The organism is Bacteriovorax stolpii (assembly GCF_002872415.1).
Lineage (GTDB): Bacteria > Bdellovibrionota > Bacteriovoracia > Bacteriovoracales > Bacteriovoracaceae > Bacteriovorax > Bacteriovorax stolpii.
The window spans coordinates 2,237,313-2,258,616 of the sequence record NZ_CP025704.1 but is presented as its reverse complement, the minus strand read 5'-3'; the positions used below and the strand labels follow the sequence as shown (position 1 = coordinate 2,258,616).

Annotated in this window: 18 protein-coding genes; 9 read left to right on the top strand and 9 right to left on the bottom strand. The window is 42.2% G+C overall.

The window, feature by feature from the left end; translation table 11 throughout:
- Window positions 1-2 precede the first annotated feature (2 nt).
- From C0V70_RS11040 to C0V70_RS11030, 3 genes are all read right to left on the bottom strand, one after another.
- Entirely contained in the window at window positions 3-5,201 is a 5,199-nt protein-coding gene (locus tag C0V70_RS11040; RefSeq protein ID WP_102243917.1) for a hypothetical protein, read from the bottom strand.
- Between the two features lie 231 nt (window positions 5,202-5,432).
- Window positions 5,433-7,652, bottom strand: a complete 2,220-nt coding sequence (locus C0V70_RS11035) for a hypothetical protein (RefSeq protein WP_133566634.1) — start codon at window positions 7,650-7,652, stop codon at window positions 5,433-5,435.
- 163 nt (window positions 7,653-7,815) lie between these two features.
- The gene (locus C0V70_RS11030; RefSeq protein ID WP_102243915.1) at window positions 7,816-8,901 is read right to left on the bottom strand and encodes a tRNA dihydrouridine synthase; all 1,086 of its coding nucleotides are present in this window, start codon (window positions 8,899-8,901) and stop codon (window positions 7,816-7,818) included.
- A gap of 82 nt (window positions 8,902-8,983) precedes the next feature.
- Here C0V70_RS11030 and C0V70_RS11025 point away from each other — a divergent pair, with 82 nt between their 5' ends.
- From C0V70_RS11025 to C0V70_RS11000, 6 genes are all read left to right on the top strand, one after another.
- Window positions 8,984-9,478, top strand: a complete 495-nt coding sequence (locus tag C0V70_RS11025) for an HAD family hydrolase (protein WP_102243914.1) — start codon at window positions 8,984-8,986, stop codon at window positions 9,476-9,478.
- Window positions 9,479-9,480: 2 nt separating this feature from the next.
- Window positions 9,481-10,944: a signal recognition particle protein gene (gene ffh, locus C0V70_RS11020; RefSeq protein WP_102243913.1), complete on the top strand. Its 1,464-nt coding sequence runs from the start codon at window positions 9,481-9,483 to the stop codon at window positions 10,942-10,944.
- 84 nt (window positions 10,945-11,028) lie between these two features.
- Complete coding sequence (rpsP, locus tag C0V70_RS11015; protein WP_102243912.1) at window positions 11,029-11,271, top strand: 30S ribosomal protein S16; 243 nt, start codon at window positions 11,029-11,031, stop codon at window positions 11,269-11,271.
- Between the two features lie 55 nt (window positions 11,272-11,326).
- Entirely contained in the window at window positions 11,327-11,557 is a 231-nt protein-coding gene (locus C0V70_RS11010) for a KH domain-containing protein (RefSeq protein WP_102245490.1), read from the top strand.
- A gap of 148 nt (window positions 11,558-11,705) precedes the next feature.
- The gene (locus C0V70_RS11005; protein WP_102243911.1) at window positions 11,706-12,077 is read left to right on the top strand and encodes a response regulator; all 372 of its coding nucleotides are present in this window, start codon (window positions 11,706-11,708) and stop codon (window positions 12,075-12,077) included.
- Between the two features lie 26 nt (window positions 12,078-12,103).
- Window positions 12,104-13,675 carry an N-acetylmuramic acid 6-phosphate etherase family protein gene (locus C0V70_RS11000; RefSeq protein WP_102243910.1) on the top strand — a complete coding sequence of 524 codons (1,572 nt, stop codon included), beginning with the start codon at window positions 12,104-12,106 and terminating at the stop codon, window positions 13,673-13,675.
- Here the strand turns inward: C0V70_RS11000 and tatA are convergent, their stop codons facing one another.
- Both tatA and queF read right to left on the bottom strand, forming a co-directional pair.
- Entirely contained in the window at window positions 13,676-13,849 is a 174-nt protein-coding gene (tatA, locus tag C0V70_RS10995) for a twin-arginine translocase TatA/TatE family subunit (RefSeq protein WP_102243909.1), read from the bottom strand.
- 9 nt (window positions 13,850-13,858) lie between these two features.
- Complete coding sequence (gene queF, locus C0V70_RS10990; protein ID WP_102243908.1) at window positions 13,859-14,404, bottom strand: preQ(1) synthase; 546 nt, start codon at window positions 14,402-14,404, stop codon at window positions 13,859-13,861.
- Between the two features lie 72 nt (window positions 14,405-14,476).
- Here queF and hemH point away from each other — a divergent pair, with 72 nt between their 5' ends.
- Together hemH and C0V70_RS10980 are read left to right on the top strand one after the other, a co-directional pair.
- The gene (hemH, locus tag C0V70_RS10985) at window positions 14,477-16,894 is read left to right on the top strand and encodes a ferrochelatase (RefSeq protein WP_102243907.1); all 2,418 of its coding nucleotides are present in this window, start codon (window positions 14,477-14,479) and stop codon (window positions 16,892-16,894) included.
- Between the two features lie 2 nt (window positions 16,895-16,896).
- The gene (locus C0V70_RS10980) at window positions 16,897-17,283 is read left to right on the top strand and encodes a VOC family protein (protein WP_102243906.1); all 387 of its coding nucleotides are present in this window, start codon (window positions 16,897-16,899) and stop codon (window positions 17,281-17,283) included.
- On the opposite strand, the gene C0V70_RS10975 is transcribed toward C0V70_RS10980, so the two are convergent.
- The 3 genes from C0V70_RS10975 to C0V70_RS10965 all read right to left on the bottom strand — a co-directional run bounded on the left by C0V70_RS10975 (window position 17,280) and on the right by C0V70_RS10965 (window position 18,743).
- Entirely contained in the window at window positions 17,280-17,948 is a 669-nt protein-coding gene (locus C0V70_RS10975; RefSeq protein ID WP_102243905.1) for an MBL fold metallo-hydrolase, read from the bottom strand. The two genes, C0V70_RS10980 and C0V70_RS10975, sit on opposite strands and share 4 nt — an antisense overlap.
- A 72-nt stretch (window positions 17,949-18,020) precedes the next feature.
- A complete protein-coding gene (gene bfr / locus C0V70_RS10970; RefSeq protein WP_102243904.1) occupies window positions 18,021-18,503 on the bottom strand; it encodes a bacterioferritin in 483 nt (160 codons plus the stop codon).
- A 42-nt stretch (window positions 18,504-18,545) separates the two neighbouring features.
- Window positions 18,546-18,743, bottom strand: a complete 198-nt coding sequence (locus tag C0V70_RS10965; protein WP_102243903.1) for a (2Fe-2S)-binding protein — start codon at window positions 18,741-18,743, stop codon at window positions 18,546-18,548.
- A 218-nt stretch (window positions 18,744-18,961) separates the two neighbouring features.
- Here C0V70_RS10965 and C0V70_RS10960 point away from each other — a divergent pair, with 218 nt between their 5' ends.
- On the top strand, window positions 18,962-20,431 hold the full coding sequence (locus C0V70_RS10960) for a phospholipase D-like domain-containing protein (protein ID WP_102243902.1): 1,470 nt from the start codon (window positions 18,962-18,964) through the stop codon (window positions 20,429-20,431).
- Here the strand turns inward: C0V70_RS10960 and C0V70_RS10955 are convergent.
- Window positions 20,423-21,268: an ATP-grasp domain-containing protein gene (locus C0V70_RS10955; protein WP_102243901.1), complete on the bottom strand. Its 846-nt coding sequence runs from the start codon at window positions 21,266-21,268 to the stop codon at window positions 20,423-20,425. The genes C0V70_RS10960 and C0V70_RS10955 overlap by 9 nt on opposite strands.
- Window positions 21,269-21,304: the final 36 nt, after the last annotated feature.

The following is a 21,304-nucleotide window of genomic DNA, read 5'->3' as shown; positions in this document are numbered from 1 at the left end:
GATTACTTGCAATAATAATGGTGGTCCCAACGGTACCCGTTATCAAATGGGAACTTGCCTGCGGCCGTATCACCTTCGACCGAGTCTACGATCGAGTCAACAATACTCATAGGATAATTGATGGTTTCACCACTTGTTGTGTAGTACCCAGAGTATGGCTCTGGAGGGAACTGTCCAAATGATCCACCGTTTTGTACGACTCCTGACTGACAGTAAGCTGCACCCAGGGCCTCAAGTTTTTGGAAAGTAGAGGCGCGCATTTTTGGTTCACCTGTATAAGCGTTGAAGTCGACTTCTGTTTCTGAAGTTTCAGAAGAAATCAGAAGACCTCCACCAGGTTGGTCTGAACCAACACCTTCACTTGAAACGAACTTGTTAAAGTAAACGTTTAGGTCAGTTCCTGAAGGAAGTTTACATATTAATTTTCCGCTTACAGTGCTCGCTGTTCCTGAACAGCATTTCGCAGCTGAAGATGTTTCTTTTCCAAGCGGCATACAACAAGCGAAGTCTTTAGAAGAGAAGATTGCTGCGTGAGAGAGTTTATCTTGATAAGTAAATCGTTTGGCCTGGTTACCAATACCAGCAGATTCACTTTCAGAGTTTCCTTCTTCATCATAACTTGCAATCGGGTTAAACGATGTGTAAGTGTTGGCCACAGCATTGAACTGTGCTCTGGTTTGAATTGAAGAAGAGAAGATTCCCGGAACCAGTTTGTTTTGATTTCCGTTACAATAGATTGGTTCATAAGTGATCTGTGGAATACCAATGAGCTCTAAGCGCCCAAGTTTTGTCAGATAGTAGTATGGGTTACCTGGAGTTGTCACTGCACCTAAAGAAGCATCCAGAGTCTGCTTGTATTTTTCCAGAGGCATGAAGTCGATAACAACAGCAGCATATTTCCACTGACGGTTAGCTGCCGCCCCTGTGTAGGCCTTGATGTTCATCATAGGACGATTTTGAGTTTTTGAGTTCGCTGAAATACACCATGCTTCGTAATCACCCGTTGAAAGAGCATCAATAGGTTGTCCTGAAGACCCGCTCGGATAATTCGCAACACCATCACACGTTGCTTTGTTCAGGTTTCTTAAGTTTGTAATGTTAACCGCTTCAACACGTCCGTCGTCGTACATGTATTTCATATACACTCGCGAAATCGTCGGAGTGGCCGAGGCCAGGTTGGCATTGGCGTTTGCCACATTAAAAGGAATATAGGCCGGAAGGTAAATACTCACACCGTAGTCAAGATCCTTGTCGACGAAGAAGATCAATGATCTCTTTGTTCCGTTCGAGTCAGTATAAAGATCGTAAGGAGGTGACTGAGTAAACATATAAGCAAATGGAGGATAAGGAACATCCTGATTCATTTTATATGTATAATTTCCACTTTCAAGGTCACCAACAGGTGAAGTGTCAAGGCGAGTGTAACCTGTCGCTGGCAGACCATTGTATGATCCGGCCGCAGAGTAAGGTGCAGATGTGGCCCATGACGGAACAGTTGTCGTATCATCAGGTTCAAGGTTTTCAGCATCAGATGGTTCGTACACGCGAGGAGGCAGGATCTGGTATCCACTTACATCGCGGTAAAGGATCTGCATACACCCATTTTGTCCAGGGTACTTACAGAAGTACTCGTACTCGCGCTGATAAGTCGATTGAACGATCTGATCTTTTGCATCTCCAAATCCGTTGTAGTCAGCGTTTACAAGTGGAGTGCGGTAGTTTAGACATGAAAAATTTGATGTCTCAAGACTCAGACGGTTTTTTACTTTCCAGTCGTGTGTTCCGTCTGCGAATTTTCTGATCCATCCACCACCACAACAAGTTAGTGATCCAGTTTCATTGATAACTTTCCACTGGTCTTTTGCTGGTTCAGCATTTGCTGAAACACTAGGGTAGTTTGCTGTCGTTTTAGCAATTTTCGAAGCCGTGTAACGAGAGTAACGATAGTTTGCTTTTGGATCAGTCACTGAAAGTCTTGATGTCACCAGGTTTACGTTTGTTCCCATGTTTTCTGGGATAATAGTCGCAGGCCCTGATGTGAACATCGTAAAGTCTTTTCCGATTTCACGGCAGCAACGGTTTTGGTTTAATTCATAATCGTAGTATTTTGAGCTTCCCAGAGTCGGAGCAGCTTTACCTTGACCACAAATCAGCGATTCTCTCCAATAGTTTTGCTCAGCTTCAGTTCCCCCGAAGTAGGCAAGGGCCATTGAACCAACAGCATCTTCGTGCATTTTGTTTGGACCACAGTCTAGGTCTGTATGACAAACAGAACCAGCTCTTCTTAAACAAGCGTCTGCCGCCATGATCGGCTGAGTGATGTGTTGAAGAAGTTGAAGCGATCCACCTTCAATATTGGCGAAGGCCGAAGCAAAAGTTGATGTGTGTTTTGCTTCTCCTCCGCAAGAGTTTTGCATTTCTCTTAATTGAGAAAGAGTGGTTGATGAAGTGTTATAAGGAACGTAGTCCAGGTCATCGCCGATGGCCGGACAAGATACAGTTCGCGATGAACCAGTCTGAGTTGAATCACATGAACCAATTTGTGAAATGTAATCAGCTCTTTTTTGGGTATCAGGATTGCTATGGGCCGTTGAAGCTGTTGATGAAAGCGAGCGTCCTGGGCGACAGATACCCATATCGTCGACTTGTGCACTCGTTAACCCAAGAGCGTCTGTTCCACCATTGTATTTGATATTTGCGATCACTTCTGTCGTAAGTGACTTTGTCGCTGTTACATATTTAAGTGGTCTACCTAAAACGTTTGTGTCCATACCGAAGAAGATATCGTCAAACTCATTTGGAGAGCGGACCACTTCGTCGTTAAAACGGTTTGTCGTTAAGGCCGCACAGTAGAAGTTCGGCGCACATGTTAAGTTCTTTTGATTGTACTGGCCATTAAGAGCGGTGAAGTCGCGCACACATGGAGCTCCTGCACCACGGTACACACAACGTTTTCCGCTTGGACCTTGAGTTGTTGTACCTGCAAGGATTTCAAAGATTGAACCAATTTTTTCCTGGTTATTAACTTCTCTTGCTTCTGTGTCGTAAATCGGCCAGCGAGTTCTTGATTGAGAAACGTCAGCACACATATACTCCCAACCCAATTGAGCAATACAGTCAGAGTCAGTGCTACACTGGTGGTACTGTTGACAAGTCCCGGCCTGGTTTTGTTTTGGATCGCTGATGGCCAGAGTCGGATCGAAGTCGTAATCAGCGGCCACCGAAGCAGAGATATCAGGAATGATGTTAACGACTGTGTCTGTTCTGTCGGCCACATCAAGGAAAGAAGCATTGATGGCCAGGTAAAGCTTGCTCGTTGTTGCTGTGATTCTTCTTCCAGAACCAACACCAAACCAAGTCACCCCATCAAATGATCCAATGAGTGCACCTTTATTAAAACCAAACCAGTCTTTCTGGTAACCGTTAACAAAATAAGTGGCCTGAGTCTTAAGACGGTTTAAGCGCTGAGTTTGTAGAGAGGCTTCTTTCTTGTGTGAGAAAGGAATCATTGTCACTGGCAGGTAACAAGCGCGGCCAAAGTGTGTGTCTTCGTAGTTACCTAGAGTGACGTTAGTAGAGTATGTATCTCTTGATGTCGTGTATCCGCTGGCGCGAAGACCGTTACCACCAGTTGTCGCCGGGTGAGCAGAGAAAGTCTGAAACCAGCTGTCTTTTGCACACTGAGTGCAAGGAGTGAAATATCCGCTTGTGGCCGATACGATATATGTTTTCCCTAATTCAACTGCAATCATTTTTGCTGGCTGAGTTTGAGAAAGAGCGACATTCATACGTCCAAGGATTGAATTGACGTTGTAGCTTCCGTTAACTGGAGCTGCACGGTTTGCAGTATCCAGGTAATAGAAGTCTTCACCTTCTTGAATGATGGTGCTTGAAAGTTTACTTACGTCATCATAGCTTGTTCCATCAACAGCATAAAAGCGGTGAGGGGCACTACGGCTAGGAATGTTTACGTTCAAGTTGGTAATCGGCCCGATCGGGTTTTCCGGTGTCGGTGTGTAACAGTAAAAATCGACAATGTTAGCTGTCGTTTCAATTGAAGACTTATAAAGAGGTCTAACACCCCAGTCCGGGCATCTGATTGCTCTTTCGTCGTCAGTATAAGTTGTAGGGCATCCACAAGCGATGGCCAGTTTCTTTTTTGTCGATTTGTAATCTGTTTCACCTGCACCTGGAAGGCATAGAGAGTATGAACCCGAACTTTGTGCGGTTTCAATACATTTCCAGTCAGCTAAGTACTGGGCCACTCTTTTTTCAGCGTCACTTTGAGGAGTTGTTCCCGGAGTTGTTGTTGATGGTGGAGTGTGCGAGATATTTGTACAAATATTAAAGATGTTCGGGAAATTAATAAATGAAAGAGGGTTGACTGCATACTCACTCATGGCCTGAGCGTATTGCGAGTCACTTGTCGCTGAAGACTTAATACTGGCGTCCTTTACGCACTGACCTTCAATACAGCAGTCAAAGCCTTTAGCTTCACACGAAGATGTAGAGCATGAACTCACTGGAGATGAAGAATTTGATGAAAGGTCTACCTTAATTGCCAGTGTTGAAAGAGTCACTTTTGTTGTCGCAATTTGCGACATTGTTCCGGCGCTGACATTGCTTTCAAAAAGTTTAAGTGTTGTAGAAGTCAGGTATGTTCCACCAGAACAAGTAGGACAGATCTCAGCTAAAGAATAGGCCGCTGCAGAACCAGCGATTCCGTCAACTGAAGCCGTTCCACAGGCCGCTGCGTTTTCTGCGCGGCTTGGTACATCGACTCTAAAGAGTCTTTCAGTTGTTTTTGTCGAGTAATTGCTGATTGAAATAGGTACGAGTCTTAAACGAAGTTGTTTATTGCTTGATCCGTAGTTACCAACTAAACAGAAAGATTTCCCGTTTTGGTAGTAAGGAAGATTTGTCGTGCTGTCACTGCTGATCAGAAAGCTATGAATGTTTGATCCACGCAGGTACATAACTGTATCTGAGTTTTGGTTAACAGTAATAGTTCCTGTCACCTTCAGCGAGGTAAACCAGTAAAGGGCCTCATCAGAAGCAAAAGTCGGAGTTGTTGTTCCTGTCGTTGTTGAAGATGATGAAGCCGTCGTCTTTTTTCTGTTGGTTCCAGCAGACTGAGGCATACAACCTTGAAGAATCAAGACTGCAGCGATAGTGAATATAAGCGAGTGAAGGGTCTTCATCACAATACTTATCGTCCGCTCTTTTTAATTGGGTTAACTCTTTAAATTATTAGAGAGTGATAGGTATATTTTACCGTGCAAACAGCAGTGAATTGATCGGTTTTTTAGGCAGCAAGAGCAAAATGGCAAGCACTTAGAATTAATAAAGAATTATGGCCCAAGAAATTTTGCTTTAAATTGTGGAAACAATGAGAATGCCCGTTTTCGGTGGCAGTGGAGTAAAAAGATTGCCTATTGGCCGAAATTAAAGCCGGTTGATGTGGATGTCGCAGTTGTTGATGAAAATGGGTTACCATAGCCAAAATAACCGTAATTGTACATCCATGGGTTTTGGTTATAGACATCAAAAGTATAGAGCATTTGCTTTTGGAAAATCGCCTGATCTGTCAGCATATTGATGTTTTGCTTAGTCTGGTAGTTGTTAAACCACATCGGGATAAGAGAAGGGGCGACTGGAAGCACACCTTCACCAAAAACTCTTAAAGCACTTTTCTTTTTTGTTTTAATAACCGAGTTTGATTTGGTGTCGTAGTCGTAATAGTAGTTTGGATCTTTATAAACTTGTTCTTTTCTATCTTGTCTTTCAATGACAGTATTTTCAGTCGTGATCATAGCGCAAACGTCTTTAAAAGAATCTTTTAGAGCGCCTTGGCTGCTCTGGCAAGTTTGCAGGAAGTCTCTCATTTCATTTGGAGAAAAGGTCATTGTTGAAGAGGCTTTTTGCGAGCTAATTTCTTTCGAAAAAGAGTTACCGATAACAGCAGCGACATCAGTGCTTAGGCCGTAAACTTTATTTAAAGTAAATTGGGCCGGCTCGTTTGAACACCCGCCAGGCAGGCGAAGAGATTCATCTTTTAGCTCCATGCTTTTAGAGTCAACATCGCACGAGCGCAGGTATTTTTCTGCCACGTACTTTCTCATGTTTTCAATGGCGTTGTAGTTGGCATTTGTCAGCTGGTTAATGTCGTTTTGGATGCCTCTTGAGGCCTGAGTATACTTGTCTTGCAGACTGTCTACTTTTGCGGCCACTTCACCAATAAGATCTTTACATTCTTTAATGATTGAAGCTTCAGTCTTTGAATTAAAAGAGCTGCAGTCTTCACCGAATTTTTGTGATTTGTCTTTGGCCGATTTTAGCGCTTCTGATAATTTTCTTTCGGCCTCAATTTGGTCAGTTCCGCCTAATTCTGGACATTGGAAGAAGAAAAGAGAGAGACCACTTAATTTTCCTTTCGCCTCTTTACATGTTTTTTCTCCGTTTGCACCAGCGGGAGCTCTTGTTATACTGTCATATATTTCAGAAACAGTCGCAGCTTGAGCCATCTCTTCAATTTGATTCATCATATCTGTTTCAACATTTGGCTGCTCAGGAACTGTACGGCCTGAAACAATATTCTCCACGATACTTTGGTATTTTTTAGAGTTTTCTTCGAATGCTTGTTGAAGAATTGATTTTTGAGTAGGTGAGAAGCGTACAGCACTTAATTCGCCAGAGACTGACTTAATCAGCGCGTCTCTTTGCACAGGAGTGTTGGCAATCCCTTCACAAATTCCTGTCGCAAATGGTTTTTTCTCATTGAGACAATCAAGGATTCTATCTTTTGGAAGATCAACTTCCAACATCGCCGTTGTTTCCGGCGCTTGCTCGTTAAGCATTTTTAAAATAACGTCTGGCTTAACATCTTTTGGAATAGATTTTAAGATGGCCTCTGCATCAATGCGCACTTCTTTTTTAGCGTCAGTACTTTGAATGCTGTCGTAAGCTTTTTTGAAAGAGGCAAGAACGTTATCCAATTCACGAAATTGAGATTTTGATTTAAATGAAAATGTCTTAGTCACTTTGTCAAACAGGGTTACACCCGGTTTGTCTTCTTCCACGATCTCCTTACAAATTTCTGCTTCAGGAGAGTTTTTACATAGGTGGCTCATTGTGAATGTTTCAGCTTTAGAAAAATCTGAATCTTTTGATTTCTCTAAAAGAGTAGAGAGCACACTCAGGATCATACCGTTTCTGATAATACCTTTTAAATCATCAATAGAGTTTTCAACTTTAAGATCGGCCGCTTTTTGTTGTTGGGCCTGTAGAGCGTCTTGTTTTGCTTTTGTTTTTTCAAACTTTGCCAGCGAGTCTTCGTATTTCTTTTTTAAACCTTTAACCTGATCAAGAATTTTTCTTTGGTTTTCAATATCCTTTAGGCGACCTCTAAGGACATCGATCTTCTCTTGTTGGTTTTTGTAATCATCAAGATTATTTAACTCATTCATCATCTTGCCAGCGCCTTCTCTACAGAAGAGCCCCGGGTTGTATCCGTGAGTTGTTGTGGCCGCAGTGTTGGGACGATTTGGATCGTACGCAGGTTTTTTAGTGTCAGCACCAAACGCACTAAAGCTTCCAAGCGCAAGGCTTGTGCAAATAGCAAGGTGAAGTGACGTTTTAAAACCTTTCATCATTGGTTTCCATTAAGTTTCTACGTCAATCTTATCGGAAGTTTATCAAAAGACTAAAGTATTGATGGGGATTTTATCGAGTGCCCTAGTGTTTCAGGGGACTTAAAAAGAAGGGGTGGGCGCTAAGCTGTGAGATTTTCTGGCCGGTTTCTGAGGCATCGCCGCTTTAACCGTGGCCAGAAGTCATAAACGAGTCGTGGTCCTGAAGTCTCTTTCTTTGGTCTTTTAGTGACAGGAAGAAGTCTTCTGAAATTTTCATCGTGTCTTTCAGGTCAGGAGTTTTAAAGATCACATCCCTAAAGTAGCTCACGTTATTGTAACCCGCGGCCATCCAGATTAAGTGTTTTCTAATCGACACTAAAAGGGTGTGGTCACTGTGGGCATAAGGCACAGAGTACTCGATGAGTTTATTGATAACTTCCAGGTGATCCTGAGGAGTAAAGAAGATGTCATCGGCCTCAGTCATGTAAGGCTCAAGAAATAAAAATGGATTTCTTAAAGGCCCGCGTCCCAGCATGAGGGCCTGGCATTTTGTGGTCTTCATTCTGTTTTTTACCAGAGTGGCCGTGTGAAGATCGCCGTTGCCGATAATATCCAGTGGAGCTTTTTCTCCCAGGAATTCCAGGTGATCCCAGTTTGCATTCCCCGTGTATTGTTGCGCGCGCGTTCTGCCGTGGACTGCGACGAATTCAATCCCTTCTTCTTTTGCGATATGAATGACTTCTAAAGCGTTGATTGAATCGTGATCCCATCCCAATCTGATTTTAATAGTCAGCGGAACTTTGATTGCTTTTTTGACAGCGCTAAAAAGTGGAGGAAGAGCACTTGGGTCTTTTAATAATGAAGATCCCGCTCCAGTTCCAACAACTTTTTTTACCGGGCAACCCATGTTGATATCGATAAATTTTGGATTGAACTCTTCAGCGACCTTCGCCGCTTCAGCAAAAGCTTCAGCGCCTTCACCAAAAAGCTGCAGACCCATATTTTTTTCGCGCGGGTCAACTTTTAACATATCGACCGTTCTAACGTTTTTGTAATTGATCCCGTGAATAGAAATAAGTTCGCTGACTGTTCCGCCAGCACCTAGGTCTTCCATTAAAAGCCTGAAAGGGGCCGTACAGATTGAAGACATCGGAGCTAGAAGTAGTGGAGAGTCAAAAGAAAGTGAGCCCATTTGAATAGGTGTGCGACGCGCTTTAAGAACGTCGATTTTTTTTTGAAGTTCTGGGCTAAATGGTGCATTCTTGGTCATGACAAATTTCTCTAGCTCAATAATAGATTAATGACTCTAGGTAGCAGAGAGAGAAACCACCAGTCAATGGAATCGCCCTGATATGAAAAATATTTCCCAAGAATCTCAACCGAAGATGATCATTTTTGATCACGACGGCACACTGGTGTGCACCGAAACTCCTGAATTTAGTTTATTCCCGGGAATTAAAGAACTTTTAGTTGATCTGGTGGCCCAAGACTTCCATATCAGCGTCTGGACGGCGAGATCTCATAAATCTACAGTAGAGAGCTTAAAGCGCCTGGGGATTGCCGAGTACGTCGGAGAAATCTATGGCAATGATGATGGAATGTCTAAACCTCACCCGATGGGGCTTTTAAAAATCACCCAAGGGATTGAAAAAGAAAACTTACTTCACGTCGGAGATAGTCTCGGAGATCTCGATGGCGCAAAAGCTTTTGGAATTCCTGTTATTGCAGCTTGCTGGAATAGCACAATTCAGGTAGAAATTTTCCGTGCCAAAACACCATATGTCGCAATGAAGCCGGCCGACTGCCGTCCGATCATTGAAGCGCATTTTAACCTCAAATTGGGATAAGCATGTTTGATACGTTAAGTGAGAAATTTTCCAACGCCTTTAAGTACATTCAAGGCAAATCAAAAATCACTGAAGACAATATTGAAGAAACACTAAAAGAAGTACGCACAGCTCTTCTGGAAGCTGACGTTAACTTCAAAGTTGTCAAAGAATTTGTGGCCGCTGTTAAAGAAAAAGCTCTTGGTGAAAAAGTTATCAAGGGAGTTAACCCTGGCGAGCAGTTTGTTAAGATTATGCACGACGAACTGGCGCGCATCATGGGAGACGCCAACGAAGAAATCAACTTAGAGCGCCCGGGAATTGTTCCTATCCTTGTTGTCGGTTTAAACGGACAAGGGAAGACGACATTTTCTGGAAAACTTGCTCTGCATTTAAAAAACAAAAAGAAAAAAGATGTGCTCCTGGTTCCAGCGGATACATTCCGTCCAGCTGCGAAGGCGCAATTACAAACCCTGGCAAAACAAATCGATGTAGATTGCTTCGACTCTGATTTGAATCTTCACCCAAAAGAGATTGCCAAACTAGCTATTGAAGAAGCTAAAAAACGTCACAAGAGTGTAGTGATTATTGATACGGCCGGGCGTCTTCACGTCGATGCTGAACTCATGGATCAACTCAAGGAAGTGAAGGAATCAATCAATGATTTAAAACCAGAAGTCCTGATGGTGGCAGACGCCATGACCGGACAAGCGGCCGTTGATGTTTCTAAAACTTTCCATGAAGCTATCGGTGTGACGGGTATTGTTCTCTCGAAAATGGACTCTGACGCCAAAGGTGGGGCGGCCTTATCTATCCGTCACGTCACAGGTGTCCCTATTCGTTACGTTTCGATGGGCGAGAAGATGAAGGACCTGGAGTTATTCCACCCGGATCGTCTTGCTAAGAGAATTCTCGACATGGGGGATGTTCTTTCACTAGTTGAAAAAGCACAAGACAACATTAACGAGTCCGACGCTGAGTCGATGATGAACAACTTTAAAAAAGGGAAGTTCACTGTCGATGATTTCTTAAAGCAAATGGACATGATTAGTAATCTGGGTTCAATGGGCTCGATTCTAAAAATGATTCCTGGGATGGGTGGTATGCTTCGCCAGATCGGCGATCTAAGCCCTGCTGAAAACGAAATGAAGCGCATGAAGATCATCATCTCATCAATGACCAAGGCAGAACGCCAGGACTATAAAATCATCAAAGAAAGCCGTTTAAAACGAATCGCTAGCGGTTCAGGGACAACGGAAGCTCAGGTAAAGGACTTCCTTGGGAAGTTCAAACAAATGGAGCAAATGATGGGTGGGATGGCCGCTATGATGAATGGCGGAGGTTTTCCGGGAATGCCAGGATTTCCAGGAATGGGAGGAAAGAAGGGTTTTAGGCAAGATCCTAACGCTGTGAATCCTTTCGCTGGAATGCAAGGCAAGGACAAGAAAAAAGGTGGCAAAGGTCCGTGGGGCAAAGGATATTTTTAAGCATAAGCTTTTAATATTTGACTAATTAGACCGTATGAATTATTTAATTTAATCTGTTTTTTATTACTTTATGGAGAATTTTAGATGTTAACTGTTAGACTATCGCGTGGTGGAAGAAAAAATGATCCTGTTTACACAATCGTTGTAACTGACTCTCGTAAATCAAGAGACGGTGGTTTCCTTGAGAAACTAGGACAATACAACCCACACGACGCTACTTCACTTAAGAACGTAAAAGTTGACCGCCTTAAAGCTCTAGTAGCTTCTGGTGCAACTCTTTCTGATACAGTAAGAACTCTACTTAGCAACCAAAAAATCGCTCTTTAAGCTTTTGTAAAAAGCTTTTTGAGATTCACGTTTTTGGAGGTTTGTTGTGAGTGAGTTGAAAGACCTTATTAGCTACGTAAGTAAAGCTCTAGTAGATATGCCGGAAGCTGTTACTGTAAATGAGATCGTTGGTGAGCAGACGACTGTAATTGAACTAAAGGTAGATAAAACTGACCTTGGTAAGATTATCGGAAAGCAAGGCCGTACAGCGAGATCACTAAGAACGATCCTGAATGCAGCGTCGACTAAATTAAAGAAGCGCTCAGTTCTAGAGATCATCGAGTAGTAAACGAATAAAATTGATTTAACTGCCAAATATTTTGGGGTGTAAAAAAAGGAAGTTTTCGGACTTCCTTTTTTTTTGCCTCTTTTAATCTAAGGGCTTAGCTTCTTTTGCCAAAATTTTTCGATGATTTGTAATACAATATATTCTTATGAGTATAGTGCCGATCCTTTTAATCGTTGATGACAATCCTGACCTCCTTGAAATGTATGAAGAGATTCTCCAGATACCTGGTGTAAAAACTGTTGGTCTTACTTCAGGGGCGTCTGCATTGGATTTTTGCAAAAGCAATCCTGGAGTCCAGGTGATTGTTTCTGATTCCAATATGGGCGAGATGTCTGGAATGGAGCTTCTCTCTAATCTAAGAAGCTATTATCAAACTATGCCAGTCTTCTATCTTTTTACGGGTGCCTTCGATATCAGAGAAGAAGAAGTCAAAGAGGCCGGAGGACATGGCCTTATCTTAAAACCATTTGACCTCGATGAAATTTTAGAGAGAATTAAAAAGGACATTAAATTCTAATTTTCTCTAGAGAGAACAAAGTGGTCATGGAAGACAAACAAAAAGATGCCCTTTCCCGTCAGGGAGCTGAAGAGTTTTTAAAAATTTGTGAACAGTTTAAATTGGGAAGTCTTCCCACTGAATCACCAAATCCACGTTCAATGCATTTATCAGATGAAGCGAAAACGGATGTCAGTCGTGCGATTGCGACGATTAAAGGCATTGATTACGATGTCTTTTTAAAAGTGCGTGAAGTGCTTCCTCAAATCAAATTTCTCCAGGAGAAAGTTGAGGCGACACTTAAAGCAGGAAACAATATTTTCCTTTGTGGTTGTGGAGCGACAGGAAGACTCTCTCTTGCCTTAGAGACGATCTGGAGACACAAATACGACAATCACCCTGAGTATCAAAATCGCATTTTTAGCTTTATGGCCGGAGGAGATGTCGCTCTCATTCACGCGGTAGAGAAGTTTGAAGACTTCCCAGAGTTTGGCGAGCGCCAGCTGATGGAGCTTGGATTTAAGGAAGGGGATTTACTTATTTCAACGACGGAAGGAGGAGAGACTCCTTTTGTTATCGGGGCCACAGAAGCTGCTTCGAAAAAAAGCAACAACTCGCCTTTTTTCCTCTACTGCAATCCCGACGATATTTTAAAAGTCACCGCTCTTCGCTCGAAGAATGTGATTGAAAACCCAAAGATTTACAAAATCAACGTGACAGTAGGGCCAATGGCCTTGACTGGAAGCACGCGTATGCAGGCCACGACCATTTTAATGTATGTCGTGGGGCTGGCGATGTGGTTTCACGATGAGAGTTTTAAAAAAATTGAAGATGAAGTCGCAGGCATCATCTCTTTCGTGGGAAAAACAGATTTTGATTTCTTAAAACCTTTCATTGAAAAAGAAAGCGATATTTATAAAAATGGTGAATATCTTCTCTATGAGACAGACTCTTATTTTGGGATCAGTATCCTTACAGATACGACGGAGAGATCGCCGACGTTTAGCTTATATCCGTTTGAAAATCAGAAGGAAGAGCATAAGAATCCTTCGCTTTCTTATATGTATTTTTCTCAGGCAAAAACTAATGAAGAGGCATGGAACTCTCTTTTAAAGCGCGCGCCACGCACGTTTTACTGGCCAGAAGTCACAGCGCAGACCACTCATGAGCGCTTGATGGGCTTTGATATCAGTCAGCACTTTCCAGCAATGAGACAAGAGTATTTAAAAAAGAAGAACCATCATTTTAAAGTGCATTTTAACCGCGAGCTTAATCAAATTCATTTTGAGCTGGATTACTTAAAACACACGCTGGATTTAGGGGGACTGAATTTTCTTTCAGCTCACCTGGTCCTTAAGATTTTACTGAACAATCTCTCGACGACGATTATGGGGAGAATGGGGCGTTACGAATCTAACCTGATGACCTGGGTGCGTGCGAGCAATAATAAACTTATCGACCGCGCTGTGAGATACGCTACGACATTACTTAAGAAAAAGGGTATTGATGTCCCTTACGATCAATTAGTGCATGCGTGTTTTAGATTAAAAGATCAGATCCCTAGAGATCAGGCGCTGGTGCTTAAAATGGTTGAAGAATTCGAGGGCAAGAAGCAGTAATTAAGACTGCTTCTTGTCGTTGTCGTCTACTTTTTTATTGTCTTCTTTCATTCCTTCTTTAAAGCCCTTGATTGAAGCTCCCAGAGTCTTTCCCAGCTCTGGAATTTTCTTTCCACCAAAAAGAAGTAGGGCGATGGCCGCAATTAAAAGGCCTTCTGTAAATCCAATTCCCATAACTGTTTCCTAGTATAGTTTTGAAAGCTCCATCGAGTATTTTCCCGGAGCATAATTCATAAAACGTTCGTCTTTTAGTTTTTCAAATTTCTTAGACCCATAACTTGCAAACGGGAAAATCGCAATTCCTCCGCGCGGAGTGAACTCACCGATAACTTCGATGTAGTGCGGGTTCATTAACTTCACCAGGTCGTCACAGATTTTCTGAACGCAGTCCTCGTGGAAGTCACCGTGGTTTCTAAAGCTGAAAAGGTAGAGCTTCAGCGACTTTGATTCCACCATCTTTTTATCAGCGATGTAGTTGATAAAGATTTTTGCAAAATCTGGTTGTGACGTTTTAGGGCATAGAGAAGTAAACTCAGTGCACACGAATGTCGTCCAGGCCGTCTTCCCCGGGTTCTTATTATCGAAGGCCTCCAGTACTTCTGGAGAGTAAGTGGTTGGATAATCAGTGTGGCTTTCGCCTAGCGAGAAGCTTTTTAGCTCAGCTTTTCTCGTCTCTGACTTCTGGCCTTGTCTAGGCGATTTCGAAGCAGTATTCTTGCTCTTTTTCATAGGGTTTCCATAGTCTTAAAGTTCTTCTTTTGATATTACTCTTATACCATTTTAAGCCTGAGGAATAAAGCCGTGAGTGAAGGAAAAACAAAAGTTGTTTTCGTCCAGTTAGGTTCGCCTAAAAGCCCTAAAGTCAGTGATGTCAGGGCCTTTTTAAGGGAGTTTTTAGCTGATCCCCGTGTTGTGGACATCAATCCTGTCCTATGGAAGATCATTTTATACCTTTTTGTCCTGCCATTTAGGCCGAAGCGATCTGCCGAGCTTTATTCTCGTATTTGGGACGGAAAAACTTTTCCGCTTCTTTCGATCACTAAGAATTTCACTGACCGCGTTCGTACATTTTTAACTTCGCCCAAGGTTGAGGTCAATCATGCTTTTTTACTATCAGAGCCGCGTGTAAGTGCCGTTTGGGATGACTGGGAAAAAGACCCGAATCCAGCGACTAAACTAAAAGTGATTCCCATGTTCCCTCAGTATTCGGAATCAACGATTGCTTCCGGTCTTGATGGTCTTGCACATGTTTATAAAAACCGAGTGAAGATCCCTGAAATCAGCGTCGTTACAAATTTTCATACAACCAAAGCATTTATCGATAACAGCGTTCTGCAAATTGATAAGTATCTTGAGAAGTTTAAAAACGAAGGCGTGCATTTAGACCGTCTGCTTTTAACTTTTCACGGAATCCAAAAAAGAAGAGTCGTGCAGAAAGAAGATGTTTATTACCAGCACTGTTATGAAACATTCTTTTTAATCCGCTCGCGCTTAAAAAATATCTCACCGGATAAAGTGACGATGACTTTCCAGTCGCGTTTTGGTTCTGAAGAGTGGCTGACTCCTTATACGGAAGATACAGTCGTGAAGCTGGTGCAAAAAGGTGAAAAGCACCTAGCTGTGTACTCGCCAAGCTTTGTGGCCGACTGTTTAGAGACCCTGGATGAATTAGGGCATGAGCTTAAACACACAGCTCAGGAAGAAGGGGGAGACATTCACTTTATCCCTTGTTTAAATGATGATGAAAAATGGTGCAAAGACTTCGCTAGTTTTGTTGAGCACCAATGTCTTTCAGATATCGAAACGCGCGAAGCCGACTTTTATACATTAGAAAAAAAGGACTATAAGGAATTTATTGAAATGAGTGCTCAGGAATTAAAACAAAAATCGACTCCATTAACCCCAGAAGCGAAGACCTCAATTTACATTGTAGCTTTAACGATCTTCCTTGACCTGGTTGGGTTCTCTATTATTTTCCCATTGTTTCCTAGTTTAGCGAAACACTACCTGACGGTAGATGCCAACAACGTTTACCTACAGGCGATTTTTGGGTCGATTCAATCGATTTCAAACTACACGGCCGATTCAACGAATGCTTTTTCAGGGATCGTTTTATTCGGTGGGATGTTAGGGGCGATTTACTCTTCTTTACAATTTTTTGCCGCTCCACTTTGGGGAGCGTGGTCGGATAGAATCGGAAGAAAGCCGGTTCTAGTCCGTTCTATGGCGGGGATGGCCGTTGGATACGCCATCTGGTTTTTCTCTGGTTCGTTTACACTTTTAATCATCTCGCGAATTATTGACGGGATTATGGGTGGAAACATTTCAACAGCAACAGCGGTTGTGGCCGATGTAACAACCAAAGAAAACCGCTCAAAAGGGATGGCGATCATTGGAGTGGCCTTTGCTCTAGGATTTGTTGTTGGACCGGCATTTGGTGGGATTCTTTCACTGATTGATTTAACAAAAATTTACCCGGAATCAGTTGCCTGGGGAGTAAACCCATTTTCTGTTCCAGCAGCTTTTGCTTTTATCCTTTCTGTTTTTAACACGGTATGGATTTCTTCAAAGTTTAAAGAAAGCCTACCTCCAGAAAAAAGAGGTGAAGCGAAAACTGAAAGAAGTGCCAACATTTTTAAACTTTTCAAACCTCTTCCATACCCTGGTGTTAACTTAGTTAACCTTGGATACTTCTCATTTTTAACAGCGTTCTCGGGAATGGAGTTTACTCTGACATTCCTGGCGGCAGAAAGATTAAATTACACATCGATGCAAAACGCTTACATCTTTATCTGGATTGGGTTCATCATTGCTTTCGTTCAAGGTGGATATGTTAGAAGAAAGGCCGCAGTGGTTGGTGAAAAGCGTATGGCCCTGATAGGAATGGTGTCTTTAATTCCAGGTCTATTGTTAATCGCTTTAGCTTATTCGTCTCCAATGCTTTATGCAGGATTATTCTTCCTGGCCGTTGGTTCTTCGATGATCATGCCGTGTCTGACAACACTTGTGACGTTTTATACGCCTAGTGAAGAGCAGGGAAGAAGTGTGGGGATCTTCAGGTCAATGGGAGCTCTTGCCCGCGTTTTAGGTCCCATTTTTGCGGCGATTATTTACTACAAAGATGGCTCAGCAGCTCCGTATTATATTGGGGCGGTATTCTTATTAATCCCAATCATCATGGTAATGAAGTTACCAGAAGTAAAAGAGCAGGCGGTTTAAATATGAAACTTGGATATGTGATTTATTATGTAGAAAGTGTTGAAGCAACGATTGCGTTTTATGAAAACGCTTTTGGTTTTAGTCGCAAGTTTGTTCATGAGTCAGGTGAATACGGCGAGCTTGCAACTGGAGAGACAACTCTTTCCTTTGCGAGCTTAAACATGGCCGAAATGAACGGGATTGGTTTTACTGGAAGAGCTAAAGATTTTAAGTCTGCTGAGATGGAAATTGGATTAGTAACTTCTGACGTTCTTGCTGCTCATAAAAAAGCTGTTAGTGCCGGGGCAACAGAAGTCAAAGAACCAACACAGAAGCCTTGGGGACAAACAGTCAGTTATGTGAGAGACCCCAATGGATTTCTCATTGAGATCTGCTCACCAATTGGCTAACAAAGAAATGGATTGTATTTTTTCTCTTCAAAGATGCGGGTCTCATCACCGTGGCCCGCAATCACTCTGGTTTCATCCGGCAAATTAAAAAGCCTCTCTTTAATCGATTTAATAATCAATCTGCCATCTCCACCTGGAAGGTCACTTCTTCCGATTGAGCGCTGAAACAAAGTGTCGCCGGCAAAGAGCATTGGCTCATCAAAATACTCTGTATAAAACGAACATGAACCAGGTGTATGTCCTGGAGTGTGAATGGTTTTTAGGAATGTTTTAATTTCCGGGTCGAGAAAAGAGAACTCTTCATTGTCTTCAAGATAAGAGTCAATTGGCCTAGGAGCGCCGACGACTTGCCTGAAAAAGACACCTTGTTGTGGAAGAGCATCGTAGAGAAACTGATCGCCTTTATGCAGATGAAGAGTTGCTCCTGTGGCATTGGCCACTTCCGTGCTTCGGCCGATGTGATCAAAGTGCGCGTGAGTGTGAATCAACTTTTTGACTTTGATATTGAGGTCTTTTACTTTTTGCAAAATGAAGTCGTGGTCATTTCCCGGGTCGATGATGATGGCCTCGCGGGTTTTATCCGAATAGAGGATAGAGCAGTTACACTGGTAATTGCCGACGGGAAAGCTTAGGAGAACGAGCGAGTTTTTCTTTAATGTATTCATAAAGAGATCGTAGCATAAAAAAAAGGCCCTGATAACAGGGCCTTTAGTCTGGTATTCGTTGTAGAAAAATACTTAAGAATCTTTCTCCATCTCGATTTGAGATTGGATGTAGTTCTGGATTCCCACTTGCTTAACAAGTCCAACTTGAGTTTCAAGCCAGTCCACATGCTCTTCTTCACTCTCAAGGATATGAAGGAACAGGTCGCGGGTTACGTAATCAGATTCGCTCTCAGCAAGCTTAATGCATTTTTTTAGGTGAGGAATAGCTTCGTTTTCAACTTCAAGGTCAGCTTCCATCACTTCCTGAACAGTTTGCCCGATTCTGATGCGGTCAATTTTTTGTAGGTTTGGTAGCCCTTCAAGGAAAAGAATGCGCTTGATAAGTTCATCAGCGTGTTTCATTTCATCGATTGAAGCTTTGTATTCAAGGCGGCCTAGTTTATCTAGCCCCCAGTTTTGTAGCATTCTTGCGTGAAGAAAATATTGGTTGATTGCTGTTAACTCTTTTGTAAGAACAGAATTAAGAGCATCAATGATTGCCTGACTTCCTTTCATAATAAGCACTCCAAAAAAAAGTAATGTGTGAGGTGCCTAAGATTATGAGTCGGATTTTTTAGTTTTGGAATCTAAATTGTTCTGATTATCGAGGATTTTTTTGACAGCATCGACCACACATGCCCCGCATGAGTCGCCAATTCCAAGATTTTTTAGGATCTGGTCCTGAGAATGGTTGTGTGTCCCGATTTGGTCCATCAGCATTTTCTCAGTTATCCCTTTGCAAATACAGATATACATTAATATGTCCTCTTAGTTGCCATTCTATTCCAAAAGTATGCCTAGTCAAACTAAAATATCTATCTTCTAACAAGGTGTTGAATTTACGTGATTTCGTTGGGTAAAAAAGACCTGTCAAGAAAGCTGACAGGGGGTGAATTCTTTACAAGCTCACCCCCTAAGAAGGCCGTCTGATCGTATTCTTGGGAGACAACAATTATCAGGACCAAGAGGCGACGATGAAGACAAAAAATCTTTTATTAGCACTTTCTTTACTAGTAGGTACGAATGTATTTGCTGCCGATATTGAAGGCAAAGATCCATTTAGCTTACGTATGCAAAAACCACATGATGTCGTTTTGCTAAATCATGGTCTTGCTTCATTAGAAGAGCGTTTGCAGATGATTGAAAGGGCAGAAAAATACATTGATGTAGAATACTTCATTTATAGAACGGATAAATCGGCAAAACTTTTTACTCAGGCCTTGGTGAAGAAGGCACGTGAAGGTGTAAAGGTTAGAATGCTTTTAGACTGGTTCATGGTCAAGAGTGACCTCTCTCCCTTTTATGCCCATGAGTTGGAAAAAGAAGGAATTGAAGTGAAGTACTTTAACACAACTTCAACTCTTAACTTATTTTCAGGGCAGTACAGAAATCACAGAAAACTTATTTTAGTAGATGGTAAAGAAGTTATCACTGGAGGAAGAAACATTGGTGATGAATACTTTGACCTGCACGAAGAATACAATTTCCTAGACCGTGAAATGCATATTGAAGGTGATATGGTTGCGGCGATTCAAAAGACATTTGATGAAACATTCGCTGCTAAAAAAAGTGAGCGCGTGGCCCGTGATAGAATGCCTGAAATTGACGACGCTAAATACAGAAGAGGGGACAACGACGATACAGCAGGATACGAATACGACCTGAAGAAATGGAAAGAAAAAGTAAAGCTTGCTCAGGATTTCGTTAACGCCCCAATGGATGAAAAACGTGAGCAGGAAATCAGAGCAAAAGGGCAGGACGAATTAAATAAAGAGTACCGTGGTTCATGTAATGAAATTACTTTCATGTCAGAGTACCCAAATATTGGAACGAAAAACAGAAAAGAAAACCGTGTTATTAAGCACAACCTTTTTGAGCGCATTGCTAAGTCTGAAAAATCAATCCTGATTGATTCACCTTATTTCATCGTGAATAAGGAGCTTTCGGAGTCTCTGGATAAAGCGCTTGCTAATAAAGTAGAAATCAAGCTTTTAACAAACAGCTTAAACTCAACAGATGCTATCTATGTATACGCTAACTTTGATAGCAACGTGAGAACGTGGTTAAACAAGGGATTAGATTCATACATCTTCAAGGGAACAAGACCAGAGACGTATGAGGTTTTAGAAAACGAATCAGGAAAAGCGCGCTTTGGAGTGCATGCTAAGACTTTTATCTTCGATGATAAAAACGTGATTATTGGAACATACAACGTAGACCCAAGATCTGCTAACTACAACTCTGAAATGGTTGTGGCGTGTGAGAACTCACCAGAACTGGCAGCAGAAGTTAAAAAGGATATCGATTCAAGACTGGCCGGAAGTATTCACCTTGACTCTGAAAAGACGATTGCTGATGCTGAATTCTACCAGACAAGTTTTGGAAAGAAGCTTTTGTACTACTTCACAAAAATCCCAGCAAACATCTTCGATTACCTACTGTAATTTGATCATAAGCTCTCGGGCGATATTAACGCCCGAGAGCTCTTCTGCCTGCTCAAACCCTGGAATCGGATTCACCTCTAAAATCTTAATACCATCTTTTTCCGACAACAATAAATCAAGTCCCGCATAATCTAGCCCGCAGTGAAGGAAAGCTTTCTCGGCAATAGACTCTAAGTCTTTTGGAAGTTTCTTAAGGATTTTTCCATTTGAGCGTTTCGCATTTCCGCGGAAGTCGTCTTTGGCGATGGTTTTTTCAATACAGGCGAGGACTTCACCTTTAAGGATAAAGAGGCGCCATTCTTTTTTATGAGGAATGTAGGGCTGGATTAAAAAGCGTTGGTCTTTCATGGCATGGAAAGTTTCAAGCACACTTTGAAGTGACTTTTGACCTTCCAGAAAGTTTACGCCAATGCCCTGGTTGCCGCGGTTCATTTTGAGGATGTACTGCTGCCCAAGCTTAGCGATGGCCGCTTCTAATTCATCAGTCATCGTCCCTCTATAAAGGAGAGTTGGGATGGCCGGCAGATCGTACTTGTTAAAAAAAAGTGACTGAAGATCTTTTGAACGGAATGTCCCCAGAGCATTGTAAGGGTTCGAAATTTTCATCCCCAGGTTCTCATGATGCTTCGTGACCACCAGATCAAAATCGTCGTAATTGGTTCCGGTTGTTCTATGAAAGTAGAGTCCACTCTTTGCCTTTTCCAAGGGAAGGATCTGGTGTTGGTAAGGGTTTAGGTACAAAACGGAGTGTTTTTGTTTTCTGCCTTCTTCAATCAACCTCTTGGTTGTATAGAGATTAGGGTTAAGACTGGCGATAATGACATTGTTTTTTCCCATGGGGACTCACTAAGTTTTGATTGAATTCCTTAAAAG

Bases quoted from the DNA above. Each gene is read 5' to 3' on its own strand.
- C0V70_RS11035 (WP_133566634.1), bottom strand. From the start codon at position 7,652: ATGATGAAAGGTTTTAAAACGTCACTTCACCTTGCTATTTGCACAAGC.
- C0V70_RS11040 (WP_102243917.1), bottom strand. From the start codon at position 5,201: ATGAAGACCCTTCACTCGCTTATATTCACTATCGCTGCAGTCTTGATT.
- C0V70_RS10955 (WP_102243901.1), bottom strand. From the start codon at position 21,268: ATGGGAAAAAACAATGTCATTATCGCCAGTCTTAACCCTAATCTCTAT.
- tatA (WP_102243909.1), bottom strand. From the start codon at position 13,849: ATGGGAATTGGATTTACAGAAGGCCTTTTAATTGCGGCCATCGCCCTA.
- C0V70_RS10980 (WP_102243906.1), top strand. From the start codon at position 16,897: ATGAAACTTGGATATGTGATTTATTATGTAGAAAGTGTTGAAGCAACG.
- C0V70_RS11005 (WP_102243911.1), top strand. From the start codon at position 11,706: ATGAGTATAGTGCCGATCCTTTTAATCGTTGATGACAATCCTGACCTC.
- queF (WP_102243908.1), bottom strand. From the start codon at position 14,404: ATGAAAAAGAGCAAGAATACTGCTTCGAAATCGCCTAGACAAGGCCAG.
- C0V70_RS11030 (WP_102243915.1), bottom strand. From the start codon at position 8,901: ATGACCAAGAATGCACCATTTAGCCCAGAACTTCAAAAAAAAATCGAC.
- bfr (WP_102243904.1), bottom strand. From the start codon at position 18,503: ATGAAAGGAAGTCAGGCAATCATTGATGCTCTTAATTCTGTTCTTACA.
- rpsP (WP_102243912.1), top strand. From the start codon at position 11,029: ATGTTAACTGTTAGACTATCGCGTGGTGGAAGAAAAAATGATCCTGTT.
- C0V70_RS11000 (WP_102243910.1), top strand. From the start codon at position 12,104: ATGGAAGACAAACAAAAAGATGCCCTTTCCCGTCAGGGAGCTGAAGAG.
- ffh (WP_102243913.1), top strand. From the start codon at position 9,481: ATGTTTGATACGTTAAGTGAGAAATTTTCCAACGCCTTTAAGTACATT.
- C0V70_RS10960 (WP_102243902.1), top strand. From the start codon at position 18,962: ATGAAGACAAAAAATCTTTTATTAGCACTTTCTTTACTAGTAGGTACG.
- C0V70_RS10965 (WP_102243903.1), bottom strand. From the start codon at position 18,743: ATGTATATCTGTATTTGCAAAGGGATAACTGAGAAAATGCTGATGGAC.
- C0V70_RS10975 (WP_102243905.1), bottom strand. From the start codon at position 17,948: ATGAATACATTAAAGAAAAACTCGCTCGTTCTCCTAAGCTTTCCCGTC.
- C0V70_RS11025 (WP_102243914.1), top strand. From the start codon at position 8,984: ATGAAAAATATTTCCCAAGAATCTCAACCGAAGATGATCATTTTTGAT.